The sequence below is a fragment of the Ensifer sp. LC11 genome (assembly GCF_001695835.1).
Classification (GTDB): Bacteria; Pseudomonadota; Alphaproteobacteria; order Rhizobiales; family Rhizobiaceae; genus Ensifer.
Map to the genome: position 1 here is coordinate 539,235 of NZ_MBSO01000012.1, position 12,206 is coordinate 551,440.

Below are 12,206 nucleotides of genomic sequence, written 5' to 3' on the forward strand. Positions count from 1 at the left end.
AGCAAGGGGATGTTGCGTTCGAAAGGTTTTGTTGCGGCGGCCTTGGCGCTTGCCATGATCGGCGGCTGCCAGTCGCCGCCGAAGCCGGAGGACATGGCGCGCACCAGCCTGCAGACGGCGCCGGCCGATCTGCAGCTGCTCTGCGCGCACGCCGTCGCCGGCACGGCACAGGTTGATAGCACCAAGGTCTTGCCGACAAGTTCGCGGGCGCTTGACGCGACGTCCTACAGCGTCGATCTCGACGCCGGCGGCCGCAAGTTCAACTGCGTCGTCGACTCCGCCGGCAGCGTGAAATCGGTCACGCCGGTGTAGGTCCGTCATCCGGACCCATTCACAGTTTAATTATAATGCTCTAAAATAAGCCCGTAACGCGTTTCGTTCGTTACGGGAGCCGTCTCCTTTGCATCGGGTTCTGCTTCACGCGTTGCCGAGAGTGCCTCCAACTGGTGTGGAGGATGCTTACGATATTGCTATGGGGGCGGGAACATGGAGGGGGACATGGAACTCTCCGACAGCGACACGACGTCGCCTGGCGCCGAAACAAAATCCGGTTCGCGGACGCTTCTGGATCTATTGAAAGAATGGGGCGGGCTGGCAACGCTCGTCATCGCGCTTCTCTATACGTTTCCGTTCTCGCTCGTAGACAGATACTTCAATGCGCAGCGGGAAAGGCAGCTTAGCGAGCGCGATGCTGTGGCAGAGGTGAGACGAGCAATCGCGGATATGGCGGCGCTTCGCGCTGAGAAGGCCAGTCGCTTCGTACAGTCTTCCGACCCCAGATATCAAAATGAAATCGCATCGGCCTACGACATTCGTATCTACAACGTGATCTATACACAGAAGGAGAATTTTAGGTCTTGGTCATCTAACCTTCGCTCATCCGAATTGTACTGGATTGGAAGCAGCCTTACGCTTATCGGCGAGGTTGGTGAGGCGCAATATTATTATGACTCCGCAATATCTGCTGCGGAAAAAGAGAACATTCCAGGGACAGTTGTGACTGTTCGGAGAGAGAAAGGAAACTCCCTGTTCCTCGATAGCCCCAATCAGGACCTGGAGAAGGCAAGGTCGGCTTATCTGGAAGCGATTAAAGTTGTCTCCGGGCAAACCTCCTACAACTCGAGAACTTTCTACGTCAGTCTGGTGTCCGAACTTGTGAGCGGAGAATTGTTGTACGGGAGTTACCAGTGCGGTCGGTCCAACGTTGATATGACCAATTTCATGTTCGGGACGTTGAGTAACGCCGGTGTTCCAGTCAAAGGTCTCTACGATTTGTTCAATCAGAACGTAGAGACCTCGAGACCAAGGGCGGCGCTTGCATCTTCCCCTTGCAACTATTCCATCCCCAGGCACTCGTATTTTAAGTAGACGGCGGCGCCTTCCGCCTTTCCTGAGGCTCTAGTCGCCAAGATTGAACAGCGTAGAGGGATCGGCAACGACCGGCGGCCCATAGAAGGTCAGCCGCACCGCCTCCATGATCAGAAGCGGCGGCGCCATTTCACCGGCGAGCGTGGTGATCCAGTCCTGGAGTTCGTGCACCTTGTCGGCGTTTGCGGCCGAGAGATCCGTCGCCTCGGACGGATCGGCGGCCAAATCGAACAGCTCGACCTTCGAGGGCAGGGCTGCCTTCCACACGAGCTTCCAATCGTCCTTGCGCACCGCTCCTGAGAGCGGATCGACATTGTAGACGAGGTCCTTGCGTGGCGACGGCTTGCCTTCGCTTAAAGTTGGCCAGAGGTTGATGCCGTCGAGCGGCTTGTTCTTGCCAAGCGCTGCGCCGGCGATCGCCGCAAGCGTCGGGTACATGTCGACGACATGAACCATGCCGGTGACTTCCCCCGGCTTGATCCTCTCCGGCCAGTTGGCAAGGGCGACGACGCGGGTGCCGCCCTCGTAGAGCGTGCCCTTGCCGTCGCGATACGCGCCATTGCTTGCCGGCAATCCGCCGCTGAGCTTGCTATCGCCGGCAAAGAGCGAACTCGTTTCGGACGGCGAGATCTTTTCATTCGATATCTCTAATATCTACATCTTCCGGTAGCGCCGTCAATCGAATCAGCCATGGTGACAGAAGCCACATGCGTGCGGAGGGGTTGTTCCCGAGGGCGCTCGCGGCAAGCCCGTACGTTGCATCGATAAATGCGGCCTATAATGATCCTTGTGCAGTGCGAAGCATAAATGTTGCGGCGCAAGAATTGCTTTTCAGTATTTCCTTATTTCTTAGTATATTTCCGGATTCGTCTTTCAACTTCAGGAATTATGTGCTCTCATAGGTTTAGTTGGAAGGAGGAAATGCCATGCTCTCATTCTTCGAGCATTTTGCACTTTTCGACGCCTTGATCGTTGCCGCGATCTGCACGCTGCTGATCCTGAGTTACTTCAGCCGCGAGGCTTGAGGCGGAAAGAGTGAGGGATCAGTGCCGTCGCGAGGAGAGGGGCGGCTGATGTCGCCCGGGCGCGTCGCCAGGGCTTCAGGCCATACCGGTTGCGGTGACATGCAGCCAGCGGGTCGGCTCGCCGTCGTAACCGCCGCCATCGGCCTCATCGATTTGGATCTGCGACCAACCGGCTTGCCCGAAGCAGGCGCTGAGCCACGCCGCTGACGGATAGTTGTAATAGCGGCCGAAACGGTCGTAGCCTTCCATCTCGCCAGCCTTGAAGCTCGCCTGCAACAGGCCGCCCGGCCTCAGGGCGTGGCGGATGCGGGCCAGCACATCGGCGAGCTCTGCGCGCGGCACATGCAGCAGCGACGCCTCTGCCCAGATGCCGTCGAAGCGATCTTGCCAGTCGATCTCCTGAAACCTGATGACCTCGACCTTCCGCCCGATCCGCGCTTCCGCCTCCAGCGCCAGCTCTTTCGAGCCGTCGCAGGCGGTGACGTCGAGGCCACGCTCCAACATCGTGTGGCTGTCGTGCCCGCCGCCGCAGCCGAGATCGAGTACGGCGGCGCCGGGTGCAAGCTTGCGCATGAAGGCGGCTAGCCGGGCGGTCGGCGCAAGGCGTTCACGGCTTGCATAGGTCGTGGCATTGTCGCGGTAGAAGGCGAGGGTGTCGTCGAGGGGCGGGTTTGCCATTCCATTTTTCTCTGCGGCGGAAGTTCTGACCATTGCTGTTCGCGTGGAACCAGTCGACAGCGGCGATCCATGCAGCTTTCAGATAGCGGGACGTGTCGCGAATCTGATCTGGTGGGTCGAGTACGAGATCAACAGGGCGAGCGGGATTTGCATCGTTTGCAAGGCGTTGCCCGAAAGTGCCGGCGTTTACTCCGATTGTTACAAGTAGCCGCCGCAAACCGTTCTTGCCGCCCATGTCATTGCGCCCGATCCGTGCCGATGAGCGGCAGCGCCCGCAGCATGTTTCTGATCGCGATCGCGTCCCATGGCAGGTGTTCGGTGATGCCGAGCCCCACGACCTCTGCCTCGGCTGCCACGTCATTCAGCAGGCGAACGATCTGCGGAATGGTCATACGCCCCTGCGGGATGCCGGCGAAGGCACCGGGGGCGGCGTCCGGTCGCGAAAAGTAGAGCGAACGTAGTGTCGCCGGATCGAGGACGTCGAGGTCGAAATGGATGGCGACATGCCGCGCTCCGGAGGAACGCAGCCAGTCGATCACCGGTTTGCTCGTGTCGATCAGTTCGGACGGTGTCGCCATGTTGAGCCCGAGGCGGTCGACGGTCGCCCGTTCCGCCGGCGACATGTCGTAGAGCCCCGCATACATCACCCTTTCGGCTTTTATCGGCCTTTTGACCCTTCTGGTAAAATCCGCGTCGCCTTCGCCCATCAGCTGGGCGAGCACCATGGTATGCGCATGCGTGCTCTGGTCCGTCGTCCTGATATCCGGATGGGCGTCGACCCAGAGAACCGCGAGATCGCCTTGATAGCGCTCGTTGAGATAGGCAAAGGGCGCAAGGTCCACGGCGCAGTCGCCGCCGAGCACGACGATTTTGTCCGGCGCTTCGCGCTTCAGGATCTCTTCTGCCGCATCGAGCTGGTGGAGGATGGCGCTGCGGGCGACGATGCCCTCCTCCAGAGGAAGTTTGGCGCCGTCCGGTTCCGGCACCTCGACCGTTGCCACCGGTCCGGAGGCGGCCGGCGCCAGAAAGGCGAGCAGCTGCGCACCGAAATGATAGGCTTCCAGCGTTCCGCCCTGCCATTGCGGGATCTGCAGACGTAGGGTTTTTCCGCTCACTGTTCTCTCCTGCCGAAGGTCTCTCCTGCCGAGTTTGGCGACAGACTAGACGAAGATTGCGGCAGGCGGAGAAAAATGTCGGCCGGCATCCGCGAAACCGGCCGATCAACAGGCCAGCCGCTTCCGCGTAAGCGCGATCCCATGGCACGTCGAGCGCATGTTCGGGTGGCACTGAGCCACCCGATGCGATCGATCTGCGATGAACTTCCGGGCGGACGTCCGCCTCGCCGCCGCCACCCAACGATCGGGTGTCAAGGGCACGAATTCAGCTCGATCAGCCAGACGAGACCGGCAATTCTTACGGTCTCACTTGGCGGCCTGGGTGGCGCCAAGCAGGTAGTCTCCGTCCCAATGCCAGATCTGCTTGTCGTCGACCGTGACCTTGACGATCGCCTGGAATCCGGCGAGCGTACCGCTGCCGGCATGGAATGCACAGGTTCCGAGCGGCGGCTTGGCCGTATCGTAGACGACGCAGTATCCGACCGCCGAGTCTCCATTTCCGACAGCGATGACCGCCGCGCTGCTGGAGAAAAGGGGATTGGCGATCACCGGCCCGTAGTAGAGGATCTTGGTGCCCACCGGGATCGCCTCAAGGTTCGATTCCGTAATGGTGCAGAAGCTCGGGGTGTCGCCGGAGAACTGGCTGCACTCCTTCGAGATCTTGAGGGGTTGCGTCGCGGGTGCTGCGGGCGCCGCGGACGCCACGGATGTCAGCGCCAGGATGGCGCCAGCCGACATGGTTAACAGTCTGCTCATGGCCTAGTCCCTCCGGTCGAATGAGGGCCGAAATTCTACTCTTGATCTCCTGCTCCGGCAATTTGCCACTTTGAATTATAAGGGCGCTGGTCTCCGCCGCCGGCCTGTTCCGAAATCGTCGCCGAGGGGCAACGTCACGCCGGTCGAGCCATCCCAAAGGGGGCCGGCGAAAGGCCATCCCGCAAAGCGCCGCTCTGCGAGATGGAAGGGCGACGGCATCATCTCTACTGCTTGCCGGTCGAAAGCTTGTCCATCACCTCGTCAAGATTGAAGCTCGCCGGCTTCTGGCGGATCGGGAACTCCTTGAAGCTTTCCAGCCACTTGCCGACGATCGCCTGCGAGGGCACGAGCAGGAAGGCGCGTTCGGCCATCCAGCGGTCATATTCGAAGGATTCCGGTCCGCGCTCGAAGGGGTCCGCCCGCATGTTGAATATCCAGGGCAAGCGCAGGTTGGTGAACTCACGCTGCCAGACGCCGATGCCGGTGTGTTCCTGGATCTTGAAGTTGAGCTTCCAATCCTGCACCCGGACCGCCACGAGTTCGCCGTCGTCGTTCCAGTAGAGGAACTCGCGGCGGGGACCATCGGCCACTTCGCCGCGGAAGAAGGGCATGAGGTTATAGCCGTCGAGATGGACCTTGAAGGTCTTGCTGCCGGCCTGGTAGCCGGTCAGGCACTTGGCAACGATGTCCGTTTCGCCGGCGGCCGCACAGAAGGTCGGGATCAGGTCGTAGTGCGAGAACATCTCGTTATAGATCGTGTTCGGCTTGATGACGCCCGGCCAGCGGATCAGCATCGGCACGCGGTAACCACCTTCCCAGTTGGTGGCCTTTTCGCCGCGGAAGGGCGTGGTGCCGCCATCCGGCCAACTCATCACCTCGGCGCCGTTGTCGGTGGTGTAGATGACGATGGTGTTTTCAAGGACGCCGAGATCCTCGAGCTTCTTCAGCAGTTCGCCGACATGCCCGTCGTGCTCGACCATGCCGTCGGGATAGAGGCCTTTGCCGGTCTTGCCTTGGGACTCCGCCTTCAGATGCGTGAAGATGTGCATGCGGGTGGAGTTGAAGTAGCAGAACCACGGTTTCTGGGCGTTGTGCTGGCGATCGATGAAATCGAGTGCTGCCGCCAGGAACTCGGTGTCGACCGTTTCCATGCGCTTCTTCGTCAGCGCGCCGGTATCCTCGATCCGCCCGTCGGCATAGGAGTGGATGACGCCGCGCGGGCCGAAGCGCTTGGCGAAATCCGGGTTCTTCGGGTAGTCGGGGTTTTCCGGCTCTTCTTCGGCATTCAGATGGTAGAGATTGCCGAAGAACTCGTCGAAGCCGTGAGCAGTCGGCAGGAACTCGTCCTTGTCGCCGAGGTGGTTCTTGCCGAACTGGCCGGTGGCATAGCCCTGCACCTTCAGGAGCTCGGCAACCGTCGGGTCTTCCGCCTGCAGGCCGAGATCGGCGCCGGGCAGGCCGACCTTGGTGAGGCCTGTGCGGATCGGCGACTGACCGGTGATGAAGGCGGCGCGGCCGGCGGTGCAGCTCTGCTCGGCATACCAGTCGGTGAACATTGCGCCCTCATTGCCGATGCGGTCGATGTTGGGGGTGCGGTAGCCCATCATGCCACGGTGATAGATGCTCGGATTGAACCAGCCGATATCGTCGCCCATGATCATCAGGATGTTGGGTTTGCCGCCCGTGCCGGCGGCGGGTGCCGTCGATTGCTGCGCATGCGCTGCGGGTGCGGAAACCGTGAGCGCTGCCGCCGCAAGCGCGCTGCCGCCGAGCAGGAGGTCGCGGCGGCTGACACTCAAGTGCGGCTCGTCCTGGAGTTGCTCGTTCTGTTCGGGATGTTCGGATACCGGATGCTTGTTCATGGCACATCGCTCCATATCGCCAGAGGGGATCGAGACCTGGGTGCCGGACAATTGCTGCGATCGGGATCGGGCCGAGGGCAAATCATGCGGCACATGAAAGTGCTACAGCTGCCGCTTTGCGTCCGGTCGGGCGCACGGCGCTGTCATGAAAGACAATCGGTGGACGCGTGACTGTGCGCCCGGTCTGGTGAAGGGGCAAGGATGTAACAGTTACGCTCCGCCTTGCATTGCGGCGAGCCGCGTGGCATTCGGCGCAAACTGACGTAGCGTCAGGTGCTGGACGTGACGTGCGCGAATGCCGAAAAGGCCGAAAAGTGCACGGAATTAGGTCAATAATATTGACATAAATTAGCGGTCATGGTCCTGTCGCTTCACCGTCGAGAGCATCCCGCCTTCAAGTGGGATCGCTTGAAGCGGAAAGATGCTCTAGAACGAAAATGTCTGGGCTCCTTCGTGCGTTCACCCGAACGCACGGCGCTCTAAAATGACGCGGGAGGAAGCGGAGAACCGCTTTCCGCATATAATCTCTGAGGAAACGCCCCATGCTGGATTGGGAACACATATTCGCGACGCGCTCGAGCCGGATGCGCGCCTCGGAAATCCGCGAGCTGTTGAAACTGCTCGATCGCCCCGACATCATCTCGTTTGCCGGCGGCATTCCCGATCCTGCGCTGTTTCCGGACGCCGAGTTCAAGGACGCCTATGCGGAGATCTTTTCCGGCCCGGCCGTGAGCGCCGCGCTGCAATATTCGGTGAGCGAAGGCTACAAGCCGCTGCGCGAATGGCTCGCCAAGCAGATGGAAGCCATCGGCATTCCTGCCGGCGTCGATAACATCTTCATCACCTCGGGTTCGCAGCAGGGCCTCGACTATCTCGGCAAGCTGTTCCTGTCGCCGAAGGATACCGCACTTGTCACCTGGCCGACCTATCTCGGCGCGCTGCAGGCCTTCAATGCCTACGAGCCGACCTATGACCAGCTGAACCCCAACGGCAACCGCACGCCGGAAGCCTATCGCCAGGCCGCATCGGAAGCCGGCGGTCGCGTCAAGTTCGCCTATCTCTCGGCGGATTTCGCCAACCCGACCGGGGAGACCGTTGACCGGGCAGGGCGCGAGCGCATGCTTGCGCTCGCCGAAGAGCTCGACATCGCGCTCATCGAGGATGCGGCCTACCAGTCGCTGCGCTATGACGGCGAGCCGGTGCCGCCGATCCTGGCGCTGGAAATCGCGAAGAAGGGCGACATCAACAGCGCCCGCACGATCTATTGCGGCTCGTTCTCCAAGACGCTGGCGCCCGGCCTTCGCGTCGGCTGGGTCTGCGCCTCGGAAAAGGTGATCCGCAAGCTGGTGCTCCTGAAGCAGGCGGCCGATCTTCATTCCTCGACCATCAACCAGATGGCGATCTGCACGGTTGCCGAGCGCGGGTTCGATGAGCAGGTGGCCAAGATCCACAAGGTCTACAAGCAGCGTCGCAACGCCATGCTGGCAGCGCTTTCGAAGTATATGCCCGAGGGTGTTTCCTGGACGAAGCCGGAAGGCGGCATGTTCGTCTGGGTGACGCTGCCGAAGGGCATGGATGGCGCAGCGCTGCTCGCAAAATCGATCGAGACGGCCAAGGTCGCCTTCGTTCCCGGCCGCGCCTTCTTTGCCGATGGCTCGGGTGAAAACACGCTGCGTGTCTCGTTCTCCTGCGCCAACGACAAGATGATCGACGAAGGCATCCGCCGCCTCGGCGACCTCATCCGCGGCGAGGTTTCGCTGGCCGCTTGAGGCTTTGAGCTTTCTTTATCCAGATAGCGCGCCTCCGTGGGCGCGCTATTTTTTGGCGTGTGCTCCCAGCCAAGTGCGGGAATGGCCCGCTGCATCCGGCTGTGCAAGAAAACTGGGGCTAAAAGACCAGCAAGTCCGCCAATTGCAGGGTCGCTCCGAGGCCAACCAGGAGGACGCCGAGCTTTGCCCACCAGCCGAGTTGTTGTGACCTGCGTATTGTCTCGATAAAATTGGCTATCACGACCAATTGCGCGGCTTCTTCCTTGCTTTTCAGGTCTTCCTGATCGAAGTCGACCATCTTGCTGGATGCTTCGTCGAATTTGGTTTGCAAGGTGGCGAGTGCCACCTGGGTCAGTGGTGTCTGTTCCTGCGAAAGCAGTTTGAGGACGCCGCCGAGCAGCGTCGTGAGCGTTCGCACGTTCCGGTAGGCGCCGAGGCTTACCTGTCGGGCCACGCTCTGCAAGTCACCCTGCATGGCGGCGAAACTGGCTGCCTGATCGTTAAGGCGCTTTCCGGAGAGCAGATCGTAGAACAGCGCTGCCAAACCCGCGATCTCGATCGCAAGGCCAGTGGCCCCAACTCCACCTGTGGTGAAATCCATCTCGCGTGCTCCCCCACCTGCGTTGCGACGAACGGTATTCTATAGGGCTCCGGCCAAATCATAAGTTGTCCAAATGGGTGGCTGGATACTACCTTCGGGTTAGTCGAGCACGGGGATATCGGCACTGAGACTTGCTGGCCGCCGGCTGTGCCCGGATTGCACGGGTGGCGGGAGTGCTCTATAGGAAGCCTGTGAAATGGCCGGACCTATCCCGGCCACGTAAGCGTTAACGTCACTCAACGCGTATGATCGAACGGCTTTTGCGGCTTCGATCTGCGCGACTCTGTCCTGCGGATCGAGGTTTTTAAGCCCCCAAAGGACGCACATGGACAATCTTCTCGACTATTCTCATCTTTCGCCGCCTCGGATCGAACGGGTTCGTCATGAGCTCCGGCGTCGCTCGCTCGTCGTTTCCGGTATCGAGCGGGTAACACCCGGCATGCTCAGGATCACGCTGTCGGGCGACGACCTTGCGGATTTCGTCAGCCTCGGCGCCGACGATCATATCAAGGTGTTCGTACCTGGCTCCGACGGCGATGAAGAGCGCCGGGATTACACCCCGCGGCGCTACGACAACGGCGCGCGCATTCTGGCGCTCGATTTCGCGCTGCACGAGGCGGGCCCGGTGACGGCCTGGGCGATGAAGGCTGAGGTCGGCGACCGGCTCGAGATCGGCGGGCCGCGCGGCTCGGCTGTCGTGTCAGGCGATATCAGGCGCTTGCTTTTGATCGGCGACGAAACGGCGCTGCCGGCAATCGGGCGGCGGATCGAGGAGGCGCAAGCCGGCCAGAACATCACCAGCATCGCTGTTGTCACGGGGCCGGACGAACGGCAGACCTTCCGCACGGAGGCGGTGCTTGCCACCCATTGGGCCTATCGTCCGCTAGAACAGGCGAACGATCCGACGGCGCTGCTCTCGGTCGTAAGGTCCGTACCCCTCGAACCCGGCACCTTCGTCTGGATCGCCGCCGAGGCGGCGGTGACGCGGGCGATCCGCGCTCACTTCGTCGAGGAGCGCGGCCTGCCGCTTCCCTGGCTGAAGGCCTCCGGATACTGGGTGAAGGGGAGGGCCGACAGCACGGAGAAGTTCGAATAGGCGGCGAGCAACGGAGGGCCACCGGTTTGAGCGGCCGCGCGGCCCTTCCTCCGCGGCGGCGCCCCCTTGTCACCGGGGCGCGGCTCAGGCGCCACCCAAAGGGCGCAAAGCCCGGAAAAGTGTGAAGCGCTTCCTGCACGCAATTGCGTTGCCTTGGAGAGTCAGGTCATTTCGCATCGTTCGATGCGACGGCGATTTGATTCCGGTGGACCGTGATTGCCCGTTGCTTCCGGCGGTTCATTTCGAGGGGTAGGGCAGGTTTGGACCTCAACGACGAGACAAACGACGAGACAGGGCAATCCGATCAGCCGACGCCGCGCATGTATGCCTGGGCGCGCAATTCCGCCGCCTATCGCCTGCACCGCCAGATGCTGACGGAAAAGCAGCTCTTCGACGCGATCGCGCGCAAAGCCAAGGAGAAATTCGAGGATATCAGCGGCGGCGGCCGTGACTTTCGCCTATGACAACGGTGCGCTCGACGATCGGGCCTATGCCGAGATCAAGACCCGCTCGGGCATGCGCGGCGGCAAGTCCAAACGGGCGATCGCACAGAAGCTCTCTGAGAAGGGTATCGCCAAAGGCCACGTCGTTGCGGCCGTGGCGGAGGCCGACGATCTCTATGCGGCGGTGGTTCTCGCCCGCAAGCGCGCCTTCGGGCCGTTCCGCAAGGCGGAGCTCGACGAGAAGCGCGTGTCAAAGGAACTCTCCGCCTTTGCCCGCGCCGGCTTCAGCTTCGAACTGGGTAAACGTGTGTTCGCGATGGCGTTTGATGAGGCCGAGGAAATCCTGCTTGCGGGGCGCTTGCTCTGAGGCTTCGCTACTGCATGTTTCCTTTAATCGTAGCCGATTAAAGGACAAAACATGCAGCAATTCAAAGCCCTACAGCGACCTTTGCGCGTCTGATAAGACGCGCGGCGCTGTAGGCATTCGTGGCCCGCATCATCGCGTCGCTTGCCCTGGTCGGCCAATGCGCCCGGAAAGCGAGCAGAGGCTGGCGTCTCGTCGACGGCGCGTCAGCGTATCAGACGCGCTTCAACGCCGGATCGTCGAGGGCGGGATTGTAAAACAGCGAGAGCGTCAGGCTGCGGGCGATGCGCTCGGCCGTTGCCATGAACCAGGCCTTGGCCTCAACGTTCGGGGCGATGTCATCGAGTGTCGCGGAGAATAGCTCCAGCCATTTCGGGAAGAGATCCGCCGTCATGTTGGCGACGCCGATATGCGCCTGCACCGGCTTGCCGCCATAGGCGCCGTTGCGGAAGGCAACCGCCGACCAGAAGCTCTTCATCTTGTCCATGTGTTCGGGCCAGCGCCCGGAAAGCCGGGCGTCAAAGACAGGGCCGAGCTCGGGATGCGAAAGCACCCGGCCGTAGAAGGTGTCGACCAGGCGGCTGATGAAAGCGTCATCGATGCCGATCGCCTTCATCTCGGCTTCCGCACGTTCGCGGATCGCCGCGACATCGGCGGCGCGGCCCTGCAAGTCGTTGTCCATCTCGTTTCCTTGGCTTTGGTTGCGACCATATAGGCACTCGCGGTGCTGGCGCCAAAGGCCGGGTGGGCGGTTGCGGCAATCTGTCAGAGGCAGCGGGGGCCGCACCGGCCCGGTTCCTCCCTCACGCGCACCCGACCGGAGGAAAACGAGGGGAGGTGCCGGGTTCGCCAAAGCAGGCGGCGCAAAAGTGCGCAGCGGTTTTGCGACAGCGACAAGCGACAAGCCAAAATCTTAAAGCGCAGGGAGCGGATCTGAGAGATCGCGACGCGCTTCAGGGCGCGCTGTTGCCGCCTTCATCCACCTTCGCGCGCCCGTGGCATGAATGCGCGTCGTTGCAACGGACGCAGGTTTGCTCGTCGTAACTGTTACGTACTTGGACATGCACCTCCCCAGGCGCATCATCCGCGCGGTCCTAAACAAGCAGTTCATTTCTGATCGCCTTAACAA

The 12,206-nt window shown here is 61.4% G+C and carries 11 protein-coding genes and 1 pseudogene; 5 read left to right on the plus strand and 7 right to left on the minus strand.

Going from position 1 to position 12,206, the window contains the following annotated elements; genetic code table 11:
* The first annotated feature begins 9 nt into the window (after positions 1-9).
* Positions 10-312, plus strand: coding sequence for a hypothetical protein (locus tag BBX50_RS11310; RefSeq protein WP_139108456.1), 303 nt, complete (start codon positions 10-12; stop codon positions 310-312).
* Between the two features lie 186 nt (positions 313-498).
* On the plus strand, positions 499-1,368 hold the full coding sequence (locus BBX50_RS11315) for a hypothetical protein (RefSeq protein WP_139108450.1): 870 nt from the start codon (positions 499-501) through the stop codon (positions 1,366-1,368).
* 30 nt (positions 1,369-1,398) lie between these two features.
* On the opposite strand, the gene BBX50_RS11320 is transcribed toward BBX50_RS11315, so the two are convergent.
* From BBX50_RS11320 to BBX50_RS11340, 5 genes are all read right to left on the minus strand, one after another.
* Positions 1,399-1,941, minus strand: a complete 543-nt coding sequence (locus BBX50_RS11320; protein WP_244513135.1) for a sulfatase/phosphatase domain-containing protein — start codon at positions 1,939-1,941, stop codon at positions 1,399-1,401.
* Between the two features lie 527 nt (positions 1,942-2,468).
* Positions 2,469-3,071, minus strand: coding sequence for a class I SAM-dependent methyltransferase (locus tag BBX50_RS11325; RefSeq protein ID WP_065775383.1), 603 nt, complete (start codon positions 3,069-3,071; stop codon positions 2,469-2,471).
* A 236-nt stretch (positions 3,072-3,307) separates the two neighbouring features.
* The gene (locus BBX50_RS11330; protein WP_065775384.1) at positions 3,308-4,186 is read right to left on the minus strand and encodes an arginase family protein; all 879 of its coding nucleotides are present in this window, start codon (positions 4,184-4,186) and stop codon (positions 3,308-3,310) included.
* 306 nt (positions 4,187-4,492) lie between these two features.
* On the minus strand, positions 4,493-4,942 hold the full coding sequence (locus BBX50_RS11335) for a hypothetical protein (protein ID WP_065775385.1): 450 nt from the start codon (positions 4,940-4,942) through the stop codon (positions 4,493-4,495).
* A gap of 224 nt (positions 4,943-5,166) precedes the next feature.
* Positions 5,167-6,804, minus strand: a complete 1,638-nt coding sequence (locus tag BBX50_RS11340; protein WP_083213627.1) for an arylsulfatase — start codon at positions 6,802-6,804, stop codon at positions 5,167-5,169.
* 542 nt (positions 6,805-7,346) lie between these two features.
* Here BBX50_RS11340 and BBX50_RS11345 point away from each other — a divergent pair.
* Positions 7,347-8,573, plus strand: coding sequence for a PLP-dependent aminotransferase family protein (locus BBX50_RS11345; protein ID WP_065775386.1), 1,227 nt, complete (start codon positions 7,347-7,349; stop codon positions 8,571-8,573).
* Positions 8,574-8,691: 118 nt separating this feature from the next.
* Here the strand turns inward: BBX50_RS11345 and BBX50_RS11350 are convergent, their stop codons facing one another.
* Entirely contained in the window at positions 8,692-9,174 is a 483-nt protein-coding gene (locus BBX50_RS11350; protein ID WP_065775387.1) for a hypothetical protein, read from the minus strand.
* A gap of 325 nt (positions 9,175-9,499) precedes the next feature.
* Here BBX50_RS11350 and BBX50_RS11355 point away from each other — a divergent pair, with 325 nt between their 5' ends.
* Positions 9,500-10,270, plus strand: a complete 771-nt coding sequence (locus tag BBX50_RS11355; protein WP_065775388.1) for a siderophore-interacting protein — start codon at positions 9,500-9,502, stop codon at positions 10,268-10,270.
* A 320-nt stretch (positions 10,271-10,590) separates the two neighbouring features.
* Positions 10,591-11,080 (plus strand): annotated as a pseudogene (recX, locus tag BBX50_RS11360) (recombination regulator RecX).
* Positions 11,081-11,291: 211 nt separating this feature from the next.
* On the opposite strand, the gene BBX50_RS11365 reads toward recX, so the two are convergent.
* The gene (locus tag BBX50_RS11365; protein WP_065775389.1) at positions 11,292-11,759 is read right to left on the minus strand and encodes a truncated hemoglobin; all 468 of its coding nucleotides are present in this window, start codon (positions 11,757-11,759) and stop codon (positions 11,292-11,294) included.
* Positions 11,760-12,206 lie beyond the last annotated feature (447 nt).